The 16,026-nt window shown below is 65.2% G+C and carries 14 protein-coding genes and 1 tRNA gene; 7 read left to right on the plus strand and 8 right to left on the minus strand.

What is annotated here, in order from left to right; translation table 11 throughout:
• Nucleotides 1–330: 330 nt before the first annotated feature.
• A complete protein-coding gene (locus OU995_RS24570) occupies nt 331–1,071 on the minus strand; it encodes a SapC family protein (protein ID WP_267832779.1) in 741 nt (246 codons plus the stop codon).
• Nucleotides 1,068–2,369, minus strand: a complete 1,302-nt coding sequence (locus OU995_RS24575) for a hemolysin family protein (protein ID WP_267832780.1) — start codon at nt 2,367–2,369, stop codon at nt 1,068–1,070. Before OU995_RS24575 ends, OU995_RS24570 begins: the two co-directional genes overlap by 4 nt.
• Before the next feature lie 99 nt (nt 2,370–2,468).
• Here OU995_RS24575 and OU995_RS24580 point away from each other — a divergent pair, with 99 nt between their 5' ends.
• From OU995_RS24580 to OU995_RS24595, 4 genes are all read left to right on the plus strand, one after another.
• Complete coding sequence (locus tag OU995_RS24580; RefSeq protein ID WP_267832781.1) at nt 2,469–3,299, plus strand: symmetrical bis(5'-nucleosyl)-tetraphosphatase; 831 nt, start codon at nt 2,469–2,471, stop codon at nt 3,297–3,299.
• Nucleotides 3,300–3,347: 48 nt separating this feature from the next.
• Nucleotides 3,348–3,437: transfer RNA gene (locus OU995_RS24585), tRNA-Ser, on the plus strand.
• Nucleotides 3,438–3,570: 133 nt separating this feature from the next.
• Entirely contained in the window at nt 3,571–4,011 is a 441-nt protein-coding gene (locus OU995_RS24590; protein ID WP_267832783.1) for a hypothetical protein, read from the plus strand.
• Nucleotides 4,004–5,323 (plus strand): ImmA/IrrE family metallo-endopeptidase, encoded by a 1,320-nt coding sequence (locus OU995_RS24595; RefSeq protein WP_267832784.1) that lies wholly within the window; start codon nt 4,004–4,006, stop codon nt 5,321–5,323. Before OU995_RS24590 ends, OU995_RS24595 begins: the two co-directional genes overlap by 8 nt.
• 1,370 nt (nt 5,324–6,693) lie before the next feature.
• Here the strand turns inward: OU995_RS24595 and OU995_RS24600 are convergent.
• The 3 genes from OU995_RS24600 to OU995_RS24610 are packed head-to-tail and all read right to left on the minus strand — an operon-like array spanning nt 6,694 to nt 8,301.
• A complete protein-coding gene (locus OU995_RS24600) occupies nt 6,694–7,545 on the minus strand; it encodes a sterol desaturase family protein (RefSeq protein WP_267832786.1) in 852 nt (283 codons plus the stop codon).
• Complete coding sequence (locus OU995_RS24605) at nt 7,542–7,925, minus strand: cysteine rich repeat-containing protein (RefSeq protein WP_267832788.1); 384 nt, start codon at nt 7,923–7,925, stop codon at nt 7,542–7,544. Before OU995_RS24605 ends, OU995_RS24600 begins: the two co-directional genes overlap by 4 nt.
• A 22-nt stretch (nt 7,926–7,947) precedes the next feature.
• Complete coding sequence (locus OU995_RS24610) at nt 7,948–8,301, minus strand: hypothetical protein (RefSeq protein WP_267832789.1); 354 nt, start codon at nt 8,299–8,301, stop codon at nt 7,948–7,950.
• Between the two features lie 220 nt (nt 8,302–8,521).
• Here OU995_RS24610 and OU995_RS24615 point away from each other — a divergent pair, with 220 nt between their 5' ends.
• From OU995_RS24615 to OU995_RS24625, 3 genes are all read left to right on the plus strand, one after another.
• Entirely contained in the window at nt 8,522–9,214 is a 693-nt protein-coding gene (locus OU995_RS24615; protein ID WP_267832790.1) for a response regulator transcription factor, read from the plus strand.
• Nucleotides 9,195–10,529: a sensor histidine kinase gene (locus OU995_RS24620; RefSeq protein ID WP_267832792.1), complete on the plus strand. Its 1,335-nt coding sequence runs from the start codon at nt 9,195–9,197 to the stop codon at nt 10,527–10,529. Before OU995_RS24615 ends, OU995_RS24620 begins: the two co-directional genes overlap by 20 nt.
• 164 nt (nt 10,530–10,693) lie before the next feature.
• Nucleotides 10,694–11,296: a 2-hydroxychromene-2-carboxylate isomerase gene (locus OU995_RS24625; protein WP_267832793.1), complete on the plus strand. Its 603-nt coding sequence runs from the start codon at nt 10,694–10,696 to the stop codon at nt 11,294–11,296.
• A 64-nt stretch (nt 11,297–11,360) separates the two neighbouring features.
• On the opposite strand, the gene OU995_RS24630 is transcribed toward OU995_RS24625, so the two are convergent.
• The 3 genes from OU995_RS24630 to OU995_RS24640 form a co-directional block, all read right to left on the minus strand.
• Nucleotides 11,361–11,624 carry a hypothetical protein gene (locus OU995_RS24630; RefSeq protein ID WP_267832794.1) on the minus strand — a complete coding sequence of 88 codons (264 nt, stop codon included), beginning with the start codon at nt 11,622–11,624 and terminating at the stop codon, nt 11,361–11,363.
• A gap of 114 nt (nt 11,625–11,738) precedes the next feature.
• Nucleotides 11,739–14,144: a serine/threonine protein kinase gene (locus OU995_RS24635; protein WP_267832796.1), complete on the minus strand. Its 2,406-nt coding sequence runs from the start codon at nt 14,142–14,144 to the stop codon at nt 11,739–11,741.
• Entirely contained in the window at nt 14,141–15,976 is a 1,836-nt protein-coding gene (locus OU995_RS24640; protein WP_267832798.1) for an HDOD domain-containing protein, read from the minus strand. The genes OU995_RS24635 and OU995_RS24640 overlap by 4 nt, the downstream gene beginning before the upstream one ends.
• Between the last annotated feature and the right edge of the window lie 50 nt (nt 15,977–16,026).

Below are 16,026 nucleotides of genomic sequence, written 5' to 3' on the forward strand. Positions count from 1 at the left end.
CCTGATGATGCTAGCCAGCATCGAGAATTGTTGCCCTCATGTAAACCCCGGCTCCCAGGGGAAACGGACTGAGGCTCGCACGTCTTTTGGGGGGGATCGGGTGGGGTTGTCGGACGACAATAGTGCTTGACGAACTCACTCGGACATCGGCCACAGACGAGTGCCGGTTGGTCAATGCATCGAGAGAGGCAGCGAGAGGAAGCTGGAAGAGAAGCAGGGAGCGACCGCCGATTCGGGTCGCTCCCAGCCTGGGCGGATCCACGGATCGCCTCAGGCGGTACTGCAGCGGCATGGCTTCCGCAGAAGCGATGCGCCGGGGTCAGTGCTTGATCAGTTCTGAGCCTGATATTGCGAAGCCAGGCGGGACATATGGCCCAGCGACAGGCGGTGCATGGTGATCAGTTCCAGCAGGCCATTGCGGTGCAGTTCCACCACCTTGGCGTCCGACAGTTCAGCCAGCGCCTTTTCATTGATGGTCATGAAGCCGTCCACATCCAGCTTTTCGCCGTTGGGCAGCGTGGCTTCGAAGCGCATGTCCTGCAGCAGGTTCAGCTCTTGCAGGATTTCGCAGGCCTGGCGGGTGCGATCGGCTTCGCGCTCGAACTCCTCGCAGAAGTTCTTGGCATTGAGCAGCAGCTGTGAGGCTTCACCCTTGTCGTCAAACAGGGGCGCGCCGGTCGTGTCGCTCAGGCCGTCCCAGCCGCTGTCCATGCACAGGACCATGTTTTCGCCATCGTCCATGCGCGCCATGGCGAAGGGATAACGACGCACATAGGCGGGCAGGTAACGGGCGGTCCACTGGCCGTCCTTGACAAACAGGTTGCTGCCCTGCTTCAGGCCGAACACGGCCAGCGGTGCAATCGCCTGACGCTGGCCTTCGGCCGCAGCGCCAACGCGAACGAACACCACCGGGAATTCCTTGCAGGCGTCCGCGAATTCAGCAACAGCCAGGAACAGCGAGTTCAGGCCATTGATGCGATCCAGGGCCGACTTCTCGGTGCTCAGCTTCAGCTTGGCATGCTGAGTGCGGTCCAGCGGGACCAAATTGCCATACATCGGGGGGTTGCTCATTCACTTACTCCATCTTCGGCCAGTCTCGATACCAGCACCTTGTCCACACGTTTGCCGTCGAGGTCGACCACCTCGAACCTCCACGCGTCCCACTCCACCACATCGGTCGTGCGCGGCAACCGGCCCAGCAGCAGCATCACCATGCCGGCCAGGGTGTTGTAGCGCCCACGGTCCTCCTCGGGCAGTTCCTTCAGCGCCAGGCGGTCTTTCAGCTCGGTGACGGGAATCAGGCCATCCATCAGCCAGCTCCCATCCTCACGCTGCACCGCCCAGGCGTCTTCGCCATCCGACGAATTGAATTCACCGGCAATGGCTTCCAGCACATCACGCATGGCGACCACGCCCTGCACTTCGCCGTATTCATCCACCACAAAGGCCAGTGGCGTCTCGGTGCCCCGCATGTGGGCCAGCAGTTCCATGCCGGACAGCGTTTCCGGCACAAACACGGGCGCTTCCAGGCCTTCGGCGAGGTCCATCGATTCACCGGCCAATTGGCGGGCCAGCAGGCTTTGGGCGCTCACCACGCCCAGCACGTCATGCAGGCCGCCCCGGCAGACCGGATAACGGCTGTAGCCGTGGGCCCGCAGAATGGGCAGGATCTGTTCAGGGCGGTCGGTGACATCCAGCCAGGCGATTTCCGCCCGGGGGATCATCATCGAACCGATTTGACGCTCATCCAATCGGAACACATTACGCACCATCTGATGCTCGTGTTCTTCAATGACACCGGCGTCCCGCCCTTCGTCCAGGCTGGCGGCGATTTCTTCTTCCGTCACCAGGCGGTTGGCCCGGCCGGCCAGGCCCAGCACGCGCAGCGCCGTCTCGGTGCAGAAGCTCAGCAATTTGACAAACGGCCGGGCCACCAGCGAGATGATTTCCATCGGCGGCGCCACCAGTCGGGCGACGGTTTCCGGAAACATCTGGCCCAGGCGCTTGGGCACCAGTTCACCAAAGATGATGGTGAGAAAGGTCAGCACCACCACCACCAGGGCGGTGGCGGTGATGTCGGCCACCTTTTCACTCAAGGGAAAATGGCCGCGCAGCACCTCGGCCAGCGGCCCGGAGAAGGCGGCCTCGCCCACGATGCCGTTCAACACGCCGATGGACGTGATGCCGATCTGAACGGTGGAGAGGAATTTGGTGGGGTTTTCATGCAGGTCCATGGCGGCCTGCGCCCCGGACTCGCCACTCTCCACCATCACCTGCAAACGCGCCTTGCGGGAGGCTGTGAGCGCCATCTCCGACATCGCGAACAAACCGTTAAGAAAAATAAGGAAGAGAACTAGGGCGGTATCCATTGATAGCGCGGACCCGGTACAAACCCTGAGTCGCGCCCAAAACACAAGGCCCGCAAGGGTAGCAGAGCCGCATGACAGCCAACACCGCAAAATCCCGCTATGCATTACCTCATCGGTGACCTTCAGGGCTGCTGCGACGCGCTGGCCCGCTTACTGGAGAAGATCGACTTCTCCCCCTCCCGCGACCGCATCTACCTCCTGGGCGACCTGGTGAACCGGGGGCCGGACTCCCTCACCACCTTGCGCCGCCTGCAGTCGCTGGGCGATGCCGCGCAGTGCCTGTTGGGCAATCACGATCTGCATTTGCTGGCAACCGCTGCAGGCGTTCGCGCCCCGCACAAGAGTGACACGCTGGACCCCATCCTGCAGGCGCCGGACCGGGAAGCGCTACTGGAATGGATGCGGCAGCAGCGTCTGGCGATCCGCGCACAAGGCTGGCTGATGGTGCATGCGGGGGTGGTGCCGCAGTGGGATGCGGACCAGACGCTGTCACTGGCGGACGAAGTGCATGCGCTGCTGCGGGGGCCGGAACTGGCGGAGTTTCTTCCGCAGATGTATGGGAACGAGCCGGAGCGGTGGGCGGACGACCTGACGGGCGTGGCGCGGCTGCGGTTCATCATCAATGTGCTCACGCGGATCCGCTTCTGCAATGGCAAGGGGAAGCTGGACTTCAAGACCAAGGAAGGGCTGGGTACGGCGCCGAGCGGCTACATGCCATGGTTTGAGGTGCCGGGCCGGCGGACGGCGGGGCAACCGATCGCCTTTGGTCACTGGTCCACGCTGGGGCTGGTGCAGCGGGACGACCTGCTGGCGTTGGACACCGGCTGCGTATGGGGCGGGCAGCTGACGGCAGCCCGGGTGTCCGAGGGCAAAGCGCAGGAGATCATCCAGGTGGCCTGTGCGCAGGCGAAGAAGCCGGGCGCAGATTGAGCGAAGCGGCCGCGCTTGCCTCTACAATGCGCGGCTGCACCACCCGCTGGAGACGTGGCCGAGTGGTTTAAGGCAGCGGTCTTGAAAACCGCCGAGGGCTTATCCCCTCCGTGAGTTCGAATCTCACCGTCTCCGCCATGTTGGAAGTCTTGTGACTACTGAGTTCGCTGGTGAACCGTTTGCCGATGTCGCGGCAGTGCTTGGGGGTCCTTTCACAGTGCTCCCGGCGCTTGCTTGGCGAGCTCTGGACCAGTAGCGCCAGGCCCACACCATGAAGCGTCGCTACGCCCAGTTCAACCCAAAGCGCAGACTCCTGGCTCCCGAACAGGCGCAGACGCGGGCAAAAGAACTTCAGGACTTGGCCGACCGTGCCCGATATGGCGGGAACCCGGAGCACAAGAAAAATCCTGGTGACTTTGGCCTGACGCCCCCGTCTGATCCAAGGCAAGGGAAGTCGCTGTGCGACGTCGCCAAGGTTTTCAAACGCGCGGAAGCGGAAGCCTTGTTGCGAAACGGACTTCGCCGGGGCCTCGTGAGCGACCGGATGGACGGCGAATGGCCGAAGAACGTCTGGTCTGTCACCAGCGACGGCATCCCAATGGAAGCGCAAATTGAGAATCCGGTCCTGGGTATTTATCACGGCTACCCCATGCCGGAAACTGATCCGCTGACACAGGAAGTGCTCGATCGCTGGCTGCGCTGTCATGACTGAACTCCTCATCAACGCAAAATGGATGGCGGCATCTTCGGGCGAACCCGAGGTGCGGGCGACAGCTGCCCACATCGACATTCATGTGGATCGCGTTTGCTTGACGCGGAACCAGGATATTTGGGCAGAGACGGTTCGCGATAGTGCCTTCCTCTCGGCATATCCCCTTGCGATGTGGTTGGCGAGTTCATGGTGGCGCTTGAACTACGAGCCGCTCCCCGCCCAGCCGCCCGGCTATGACTGGCGCTCGGCTCATGAACTCGGTGCAGCCAATCACGGCTTCGTGTGGCCCCGAGTGATATTCATCCCGGACGGTGAAGCGGTTCAGGTATGGGCTGGAGCGTCGATGGTGCCTGACCAGTCCGTGCAGTATCTGCAAACGCTTGATGTTGCAAAACTGATCCCCTTGCATAACTTCCAACAGAGCATCCAACGCTTCGTGCAGAGTGTGCTCGCCAGGCTGGATGCCAAGCAACTCAGTGAGACCAACCTATCGAAGCTCTGGGCGGCGTTGCAAGAAGATCAGGCAGACCCCCACGCATTCCGACTCAGAAAGTTGGAAGCAGAACTTGGCTTTGATCCTGAGGAATGCCCTGAGGACCAGTTGAACGCGGCGATGCAATGGGAAGCGCGAGTGGGCCCACTGGCACTGTCGGAATTGGCTCCGGCCATTGCATCCTCGGGCGCCAGCCCCGACTTGTCGATACTGGGTCAATTGGCAAACGCCGAAGGAATTGTTGGCACCCCAGACGTCAAACCTGACAGCATTCAACACCTGGACGATGGGGCTCCCTGGGAGCAAGCCGTTCATGATGCGCAGGCCCTGCGTCGAAGGATTGGCAATGTCAGCGATCCCATGACCAGCAAGTGCCTGCACGGCCTGCTTGGCTTGAGCTCGGACGCCCTTGCAAACTGGTCCGTACCGGCATCCCGTCCGCCGGTCGCAGTAGCCGTTCCCACCGTCGGAGATGCTTTGAAGTTCGTGCCCCGTCGACGCAGTCCCATTGGTCAGCGGTTTGAGTTGGCTCGCTTTTTGGGCGAATACCTGCGTGTGTCGTCGGACGAGAGTCAGTGGCTGGCGTCGTCGGACCTGAAAACTTCACGGCAAAAGTACCAGCGTGCCTTCGCTGCAGAGTTGCTGTGCCCCATAGATTCGTTGACTTCGTTCTTGAATGGTGACTTGTCGTCCGATGCCATTGAAGAAGCGGCCCACCACTTCGAGGTCAGCGAGCAGGCCGTTACGAGCTTGCTACTCAATAACGGCTACCTCTCCCGTGATTGGTCGGAGATGCTCCCTTATCGGACGGCAGCTTGAATTCCGGCTAGGCCAAGCCTACTTGCGGCCCCTGCCAATCACCCGCCGTCGCCCGCCAGGCCCGGAGTTGGGCGGAATTCCAGTCCGCAAATCGCTGGCTCGACACTGACTTTCACATGCCATCGTGGTGTCCGGGCACACACCATGAAGCCTGGCTCATCAACCACCTTGTCGGCCAGTTGGAGAATCAGCAAGTCGCTTCAAGACGAACTCCCCCCGCTCAGCCACTGCCGGCGACGGATCAACGGCAAACCTGCGTGCCAATGGTGCGGCCGCCCCTCCGAGACCGCTCATTTCCCTGACAAGCGCCTCCGCTGCGACCCGCCTCACGATGGAAGATCGGTCGGCTGCCGCAGCATTCAAAACCTCGAGAAGCGCTGGCGCGTTACTGAGTGGTCTATCAGCAAGGATGTTGGTTAACCGCCCCTGACAGTATCTGACGTCGGTCCATTGCCAACGACGCCCGTCAACCCATACAGCCTTTCCAAGAAGAAGCGTTCTGTAGGCCTTGGCCCGCACCGCCGGCTGGACAGCCTCCCCGGCGATCTGGGGCAACTGTTGATCGAGCACAGCGGTTCGCAGAGCCTGGGATAGGGCCGCCGCCATCGGTCCAGCGGCTGAGCCCGTCACTCGCTGTCTGAGCGCGGAGGCAACCCCTTCCATTGAGATGAGCTCCGTCATGACCTGCCTGTCCAGCAGCTCTACACGCCCCCAGGAGGTCCATGTCGGCAGCATGGCGCACAACATGTCTACCACCTGCTCGGGGTCCGTGGTTTGCGCGAGCCTGGGGACCGCGTCTCTGGCTGCCGCTCGAACCTGAGGTACCCAGTCGTTGAGCCGCCGTGCAGCCAGCGACAGGAAGAAGCTATTGGGGGCCGGCCCAGCGAGCGTGCGAAGCGTCCTTTCGCGGACGCGGCCATCCCCACTGCTCAGGTCGATCCATGTCAGAACCCGGCTGGACTCAGCCCGCCCGGCCGAACCGCCAAATGGAAATAGCGCTCGCCATCCGCTTCTCTCTGGCGCCGTACCAGTCCGTCGGGCAAGTGCAAACTCGCCGCGAATCAATTGCTCCCAATAGGCCAAATTCTCCAGAGGCAGCGCCGCCGTGACCCGGGCAAGCGCGGACATATCAGCGGCGACCGGCCGACTCGAATGGATCGACGACGCAAAACTGCGAACAGCGGCCCTCAGGTCCTCTTCAAGCTGTGTTTTTCCTTGTGCCAGGTTCAAGCGCCGATCCCCCTCTTTGATGGCGGCCCTGCAATTTCCGGACACGCTGCCCGCATCGCGCGCTAGCGGGCAAGTAGCGCCGACTTGTGCCGCAAGTCTAACGGGCGTTGCGGGCCATCATGCTCCTCGCCCCTTGCCCCTCACCCCGCCGCCCCAGGCGGCCTCACCACCATCTTCACCCGCGCCCCCCACCTCGGCTCATTCCTCAACCTGCGCCACAACTGCACCCAGCCAAACGTCGCAATCCGCAGCGGGTTGTAGCTGGTCACCGGCTCAGTGAGCCCGTACCGGATCGCCACCTCCGAGCGCTCCTCCACAAACGTCCCGAACATCCGGTCGAAGATGATCAGCACCCCGCCGTAATTGCAGTCCAGATATTCCGCATTGGACCCATGGTGCACCCGGTGATGCGAGGGTGTGTTGAAGATCCATTCGAGTGGCCCGAGCTTGGGAATCCACGCCGCGTGCAGCCAGAACTGATACAGCAGATTCGCTGCCAGCGCCGCCAGCACCGCCTGCGGCGGAAACCCCAGCCACACCAAAGGCGCAAAGAACAGCCCGGTACCCGTGAGCTTGCCAGTCCAGCCCAGCCGCAAGGCCGTGCCCAGCGTCAGTTGATTCGGCGAGTGATGCACGCAGTGGGTGGCCCAGAACCAGGCCATGCGGTGCGCCGCGCGGTGGTACCAGTAATAACAGAACTCCTGCCCAATGAAGAGAATGGCAAAGGCCACCGGCGTCGTCAGCGCCAGGTCACCGCGCCGGTGTGCATAGACCCAGGCCAGCGCCGGGATGGTGATCGACAGCCCCAGGGCCTCCACCATCCGCCGCCCCACCACGTCACCCAGGGACGCGGCAAAGGCCTTCCAGTCGTAGCCCTTGCGCAGCAAGGTGATCACCACTCCTTCCAGCGCCGCCAGGCCCATGGCGCCGATCAGGAACCACAACAGCCAGGGCCCAGCTTCCGAGGGCAGGACGAGGTGGCCGAGCGTCATGAGGAGGACTTCGCGCCCTTGCACTGGCTCAGCTCGCTCCCGTGCTCCTTGAGGCACGCGCGGCGCTTGTCCGCATCTCCGCCCTCGGCACCGCAGCGTTCGCGCGCCTGCGCGGCGCAGTCCTTGGCCTGACTCATCGCAGCCTTGCAGTTCTCGCTGAGCTCCGCCTGATGTTCCTTCAGGCAGGCCAGCCCACGGCCCTCACCCGGTTTCACACCGTCGCAGAACTTCTTGAAATCCGTCCGGCACGCCTGTGCGGCCTGTTTGGCCATCGGGCCGCCGGCGGGTGCATCCTTGGCATGGGCGGCCCAAGGCGCCACCAAGGCGGCGGCCGTCAGCGCCAGCGAGGCGAAGGTGCGGAGAGTCAATGTGGGGGTCATGATGGCTCCTTGCGTCTGCCGTTCACGGCTGGTGGGCGGTTGAGTTGGCGGTGGGGGTGGAGGTTGGGGTGGCGGTCGTCGCGGTGGACGTCCTGGATCTCGTCGTGGTGCGCGTCGCCGACTGGCCATTGGGGCCGGTGACCGTGGCGGTGGTCTGGCCGGGCGAGCGGTCCACCACGCGGCTGGTGCTCTTGCCGTTCGGGCCTGTGGTGCTGGAGGAGACGTCGCCGTGGTCCCGCGTCACCTGGCGCGAGGCGCTCTTGCCTTGCGCGCCGGTCACGGTCGTCTGGCGGGTGCGGGCTTCGGCGGCCGGTGTAAGGGCGGCGCCCAGCACTGTCGTGATGGCCATCACGGCCAGGAGCTTGATCGAATTCATGGAGGGGTCCTTGTCAAACGTCTTCAAAAGGGATGGAACACGTGCACGGGATGCCAGCGTTGGACGGCTTGCCTGCCGGCCTGATCGTCCGCACGCTGCGGCTCTGCCCTTGCCTCCATTGAACGCCGTGCGTCGCCTGCCGTTGCCCACGCCACACGACGAATTGCGACAAGATTGAAACGTTCGCGTCATGCCACCGTCGCCCCCCTAGACTTCTGCCATGAGCAAACCCCGCGTGCTGATCGTTGACGATGACACCGAGCTGTCCGACATGTTGGCGGAGCTGCTGGTGCGTGAAGGCTGGGAGGTGCTGACCACCCTCACCGGCGGTGACGGCGAGCGCGCGCTGCGGCAATGGCAGCCGGAAGTCGTGCTGCTGGATGTGATGCTGCCGGATGCCAACGGCTTCGACCTGTGCCGCCGGTGGCGCGCGGATTGGCCAACCCTCGGCCTGATCATGCTCACCGCCCGCGGAGAGCCGATGGACCGGGTGCTCGGCCTGGAGATCGGCGCCGACGACTATCTGGCCAAGCCGTTTGAACCCCGCGAGCTGGTTGCCCGCGTCCGTGCGCTTCTGCGCCGTCAAGCGCCCGGTCGGGCCGAAGGCACCACCCAGTTGCGTTTCGAAGGGCTGACCATCGACCTGCTCAAGCGCGAAGTGCTGGCCGGCACCCAGGCGGTGACACTGACCGGCGTGGAATACAAGCTGCTGGTGACGCTCGCACGCGCACCAGGACAGGCGCTGGACCGGGATGCCCTGAGCGAAGCCGTGCAGAACGGCGGCTACCGGCCGCTGGACCGCACGGTGGATGTGCAGATTGCCCGGCTGCGGCGCAAGCTGGCGGAGGCCGCTCCGGGCCGGGACTGGATCGATACCGTGCGCGGCGAAGGGTATGTCTTTGTGGCCCGCTAGCTGGCGGCGCACCAGCCTGTTTCGGCGTCTGCTGCTGGCTCAGTTGAGCCTGGCGCTGGGGCTGGCAGTGGTGATCGGCCTGCTGTTCTATGTGGAGCGCAACGTCAACGTGGCCACTTTGTTTGCCGATCTGTGGGCACCCCGCCTCGCCCAGGCGGCGGGCCTGCAGACGCCCCCAGACGACGCGCCGATTCCAGTGCTGGTGCAAGACCAGCCCCCCGCGGCGGCCCGCCTCACTTCGATGTTCGCCCCTCGCTTTGTCGCCCTGCGTCAGGTGCTGCGGACCCACGGTGTGCCCACATCGCAGATCCGGCTGGAGCTGGGTCGGCATGAGCCGCGCATCTGGCTGCTGGTGGAGCGGCCCGCAGCATCTCCGGTGTGGCTGGGCGTCTCCGGGCGAATGGTGGCGCCGGAATGGTCACGCCGCGCACTGCTGGCCCTGGTGCTGTGCCTGGCCTTGGTGCTGGGCCTGAGCGGCTACACCGCCAAGCGGCTGGCACAGCCGCTGGTGCAACTGCGTCAGCGTCTGGAAGCGCAGCATCCAGGCACGCCGGAAACCTCGCCGCCGCTGCCGCTGCAACATGCCCCCCCCGAGGTCGCAGCCATCGACGCCGCCTACAGTGAGCTGCTGGCCCGTTGGCGACTGCATGAACGAGAGCGCGCCCTGCTGTTGGCCGGCGTCTCGCATGACCTGCGCAGCCCGCTGGGCCGCATCCGCATGGCGGCCGAACTGCTGCCCGACGATCCCGGCATCAACAAGCGCAAGGCTGTGGTCATTCGTAACGTCGGTGAAGCGGACCGGCTGATCGAGAGCTTTCTGGACTTCGTCCGCTCGGGCGAGCTGCCCTGCAACGAAACGGTGGACGTGGCCGATGCCGCACGCGCGGTGGTGCAGTCCTTCGACCGGCCGGAGGATCAACTGACGCTGGAAGCTCCGGCGCAGTTGCTCCTGCCGCATGCGAACCGGCTGCTGGTGGAACGGCTGGTGGCGAACCTGGTGGACAACGCGCTCAAGCATGGTCGGCCACCGGTGGTGGTTCGTCTGGCAAGCCAAGCTGCTCAACCGGACTCTGCGCACCTCGAAGGGCAAGGGATTTGCCTCTCCGTTGAAGATGCCGGCGACGGCCTGGACCCCCATCAGCTGGAAGCCTTGCAGGAAGCCTTCCGTCGCGGTGACAGTGCCCGCACCCAGGCGGGCAGTGGCCTGGGCCTGGCCATCGTGCGGCAGGTGGTGACACGCCTGAAGGGCCGCCTGCGTTTCGAACGGCACGCGCAACGCCAGCGGGTGGTGGTGACCTGGACCGCATCGACCTGAACTCTGCAAGCTGAAGCCTGCCCCCAGCCCCCTTCAGCCCCCTCCTGTGGAGGATGTGCACACCCAGGTGCTGCGGCATGCTGCTCCTACAATCCGCGCCGCTGATATCGCCGCTCGCCGCCGCAGGGGCTGGCGGATGGAGTCCCCCCCTCACAGGAGCCCGCATGGCCGCCCCGATCGACTTCTATTTCGACTTCGCTTCGCCTTACGGCTACATCGCCTCCCAGACCATCGACGAACTGGCCGAACGCCACCACCGCTCGGTGAATTGGCATGCCATCGTGCTGGACGCCAACTTCCAGTCGCTGGAACGCATCCGCATCCCCAGCAGCGTGATGCGCAGCGATTACATCCGCCGCGATGTGGAGCGCCTGGCTGCCTTCTCCGGCGTGGAATACAAGACCCCGTCTTCCCTGGGCCTGCACACTGAAATGGCCGCCCGGCTATTCCACTGGTTCAACGACCGCGACCCCGAACAAGGCCGCTGCTTTGCGCGTGCCGCCTACCGGGCCTATTTTGTGGAAGACCGCAACATCGCTCAGCTGGAGACGCTGCAGGACCTCTGCGGCGCGCAGAAGATGGATGCGTCGGAGCTGCAGCATCTGGCCAACGACAGCGCCAACCGCGCACGCCTGAAGGCTGAGATCGACCTGGCGGAATCACGCGGGGTGTTTGGCTCGCCCTTCTTCATCGTGGAAGGCGAGCGCTTCTGGGGCAACGACCGCCTGCCGCAACTGGAACGCTGGCTGGCGCAAGGGCCTTATTGAACAGGCTCTGACGCCAGCCGCCCCGGGGCGGCTGGTCTGTCCGCATGGAGGTGGAGCACAAGGCTCAACGGCGCGGCGGCCCCCAGTGGCCGTCCACCCAGGAGCGCTGGCCGCCGCGCCATTCCCAGCAGCCTTCGAACCAGACGTAGCCTGCCACGGGTGGGCCGACCACGGCGGGCTGGTAAGCACCTTCATAACCGCCACGCTCACCCCCGTAGCCATAGCCGCCACCGTGATAGGGGCGCGGTGGCAAGACGATGCAGCCGCTCAGCGCCGACGCCAGCAGTGGCGCGGCGATTGCACCCACAACAATCCGAATCGCTCGCATGTCTGATCTCCAAGGCAGTGGCCTTGTGATCTCCAACGCGCGGGCCGGAGCCCCCGATGACGGCACGGGGCCACCATTACCTGCCCGACAAGCAGTAACCAGGCGTTGCTGGGTTCAGCTCGCCTGCTTAAAGGCCATCACCGCCTGGTTGCGCAGCGTTCTCAGCAGCGACAGTTGCTTTTCATCCAGCACCACACTGCCCGGCTGCGCCTTGTCTGCATAGATCATCGCAAACGGCGCCCCACGCAAGGCCATCGGCAGGATCAGGAAACTGTGGGCCTTGGCGCCGCTCAGGAACCATGGCGGCAGCCGCTCGGCGATCTTGGGTTGTGATGCATCGGAAATCAGCGTGTCCGCGCCCTTGGTGCAGATGGCGGTGAACAGGTCCGGTTGCAGCCCCGGCATCACCCGCAGCGGCACACGGAACAGCGGCACCACCGCTTCCACCCCGTCCCCCAGGCCGAAGCGCCCGGTCAGGGTTTCCGTCTTGGGGTCCCGCAGGCAGAAGATCACCCGCCGGAAGCCCAGGCCGCGATACATGGTCTCCAGGATCATGCGCAGCACTTCATTGAGCTTGAAACTCTCCACCATGGCGTTGGTGATGTCCTGGATGCCGGCGGCCAGCACCGCTGCGGCTTCTTCCGGCGCAATCACCCCCGTGGGCAATTCGCCCTGCACCACGGTGGCCTGCAACTGGTGCGGCGACAACGTGTCCTCCAGCGAGGGCGTCAGCGGCGCCAGCAGCCGCTGGGCGGGGGAGCTCTTGGGCAACTGAATGTCCATGGCCTGCGCCAGTTGCGTCAAACGCTGCCGTGCCTGGTCGGCTGCCTGCTCAAAGGCCTTGGCCTCCACCCCCAGCGCACGTGAATAGCGCTGCGCCATGGCACGCACCTTGGCATGCGCCTCTGTCGGGTCACTGTTGAGGATCACATCCGCCACGTCGTTGCTGGCCCGCGCCAGCCAGCGCATGCGGTCGGGTGAATGCTCCACCAGCCGCATCGGCGCTTCCCCGTCCGGCCGCTGCATCGTGCGCTGCAGGCTGTCCGGGAAGCCCCATTGACGCGCCACCCCCAGCCCCAGTGCTTCATAACTCAGGCCCAGCACCTTGGCCGATGCCGCGCCTTCGCTGACCGGCGGCGCGGCCTGCTCACCCATGCCACGCTCCGGCCGCACCAGCTTGCGCACCTGCTGCGCCTCTTCCGGCAGATAGAACTCCGAGAGCAATCGCCCCAGGCCCTGGAACATCGTCGTCAGGAAGGACTCTTCGTTTTCACGCGGCACCAGGCACAACTCGCGGGCGAGCGAACCCGCCATCAGCGAACGCAGGAATTCTTCCTTGAGACGTTGCGCATGCTGTTTGTTTTCCATGCGCTCCAGCAGCACCAGCGACATGGCCAGATTGCGGATGCCGCCAAACCCCACCAGCGCCACGGCACGAGACACGGTGCTGATATGCCCGCCGCCCGCATGGCTGAACTGCACCGTGTTGACCAGGCGCAGCAGCTTGTTGGTGAGGGCCACGTCCTTCAGGATTTCGTTGGAGAGGGTGGTGAGGCTTTCATTCTCCGACTGCGTCATGCGCTGGATGCGGGCCACCGAATCCGCCATGGCCGGGAAGTCGGACCGATGGCGCATGCGGCGCAGCAGAAACTCCAGCGTGGCATTGCCACCCTCGCTGGCGGCCGAGGCATCCGTGGGCGGATGCAGCCAGGCGGCCAGGGCATCGTGGAAGGCTTTGGCATCCGGCCAGCGCTGGCTGGCATCACGCGCCAGGCCCCGCAGCAGGACGGCACGCAGCGCATCGTCGGTATCGGGGCCGAGATCGGCGGGCGGCTCCAGTTGCTGCTCGGCCACCCGGCGCACGGCGCGCCAAGGGTCGGGGTCGTAGTTCAGACGCTGGCCGCTCAGCATTTCGGTGAGCATCACCGCCGCTGCAAACACGTCCATGCCTGCGGAGGCCGAGGCCCCACGAGCTGCCTCCGGCGAGATATAGCCAGGCGTGCCAACGATGCGGTTGCTGGAGGACGCGATGTTGGCATTGGCCCCGGTCAGCCGGACCGCAATGCCGAAGTCCATCACCCGCGGGCGGCCCTGCGGGTCCAGCATGACGTTGGAAGGTTTGAGGTCGCGGTGTACCACCCCGGCCTGGTGTGCGGCGTGCAGACCGTCCAGCACACCCAGCATCAGCCCGACCGCATCACGCGCCGCCAGACGGCCTCGCTGACGCATGTGCTCGGCCAGCGTGCCTCCCGCCACGTATTCAAAGACCATGTAGGCCTGCCCACCCTCCAGATCCGCCTCGAACACCGGGACGATGTTGGGATGGGTCAGGCGGCTCACCGCCCGTGCCTCATGCAGCCAGGCATCCACACTGGCCCGGTCCGCGGACTGCGTCAGCACCTTCACTGCCACTTCCCGGTCCAGCCTCGGGTCATGGGCCAGCCACACCTGGGATTGGGCTCCGCGCCCCAGGCTGCGCAGCGGCTTGAAGCGCCCGACAGCGGGCGGCATCGGCATCATGGCGCGTCCTTGCGGGGCGCCGGACCCTCCTGCTGGGCGCGTTCACGCAGACGGGAGCGCGGGGCGGCGGTGGCCGCCGCGCCCAGGCTGGGATCCGGCAGATCGGCCGTCGGGTCGCCCTGGGACTGGCCCTGCGACTGGGCCGCCCCCATGGCGTCGTAGACCTCCCGCAGGCCCAGATTGAGGGCCCGGGAATAGCGCCGGGTGGCAAGTTCGATGCCGGTCTGGCGCTTGCGTTCCGGCAGGCCCAGGGCATCGATCAGTTCATTGGCCAGGCTGCAGGTCAGACGCAGCATTTCCAGATCGCCGTCGGCATGGCGCACCGGCATCTCCTGCGGCTGGCGGCGCATCATGTGCTGCAGCTCTTCTCCCAGGCCCCAGTAGCGGGCCACGGCCAGCCCCAGGCTTTCCAGATCACAGCCCAGCACGGCATAAGCCGCACTTTGCTCGGTCATGCCACGCGGGTTGGGATGCTCTTCCGTCGGCTCCGGGGCCACCATCAGCTGGCGGATCTGCTGGGCATCATCCGGGAAGTGGTACTGCACCAGCAGCCGGCCCAGGTTCTGCATCAGGTTGATCAGGTAGACCACCTCACCGTCATAACCGGCCGGCCGCAGCGCCTGGGCCACCTGGCCGGCCCGCTGCACACGGCGGATGAGGCTTTGCATGAAGGTGGCCTGGGTTTCGTTCATCGGGCCCGGCCAGGGCTTGAGCGCGCGGGCGGCTTCTTCCAGCCCGTTCAGCCCCAGCATGGCAATGGCGCGCTGGATGTTCAGTACCGTACCGCCGCTGTTGGGGTGGCCCTGCTGGCGCAGCGCATTGTTGACGCGACGCAGCAATTCGAGGGTCAGCGCCATGTCCTTCAGCGCCAGGGCGGCCAGCTCGCTGGCATGCTGCGACGCCATGGCGGACGACAGCGCGGTGGACACCAGCCGCGTGCTCACGCAGGGCAGATGGCCGAAGCGCTGCATTTTGTCCTTCAGCAGCGCAATCGGGCCGCCATTGTCCAGTTCGGCCGACAGGCGCCAGCCATCCAGCGCCCGCCAGAAGCTGCGGGCCTGGTGATAACGCTGGCGTGCTTGGCGATCGGTGGCGCGGTTGACGATGGCCCGCAGCGGTTCGGGGATCTGATAGGGGGTCTCCCAGCCCATGCGCACCAGTTCCTGCCCTTGCGGTTGCATGCGCTGCAGCACCAGCCGCAGGTCCTGCTCTTCCAGCACCGGCCGGCCGGAGAGCAGGCGGTGCAGCACCAGCCCCATGCCCACCACGTCTTCCTCCGCCGCTTCGCGCATCGCCCGGCGGGTGGCATTGAAGTCGGCATCCGGCGGCAGCGTGGCCTGGGCCACTTCCAGGCCGATCACACGGACATGGTCCGCCGCATCCACCAGCACATGGGCCAGCTGGATGTCGCGGTGGGCATGGCCAGCCTCATGGGCGAAGGCCAGGCCTTCCAGCGCCTGGGCCACCCATTGGGCGGCATCCAGGGGCAGCGGCGCGCCGCGGGCGATGCGCTCTTCCAGCGTCTCGCCGAGGGCGCGGTCGTAGGTCACATAGGGCCAGGGGTCCACCCGGCCGGTTTCCACCACATGGCCCAGGTTGGGATGGTGAATCCGCGACGCGGCGTCCAGCGACTTGAGCCATTGCAGCATGGCCGCCTCGCTGGCCGGCTTTTCTCGCGGCACCATGAGCAGCATCTCCTGGCCATGGCCATGGTGGGTGTCAAACACCAGCCACAGCATGCTGCGCTGGCTTTTGTGAAGCAGCGCACGCAGCTCGAAACGGCCAAAGCGCCGCAGCGGGGCGGCGGAGGAGGATGAGGTTGTCTCAGACACGCGTTAGAGGTGGCGTCCGGCCTGACCCAGGCGCCACTGTCCTTATATGG

Source organism: Roseateles sp. SL47 (assembly GCF_026625885.1).
In the GTDB taxonomy this organism is placed as follows: domain Bacteria; phylum Pseudomonadota; class Gammaproteobacteria; order Burkholderiales; family Burkholderiaceae_C; genus Roseateles.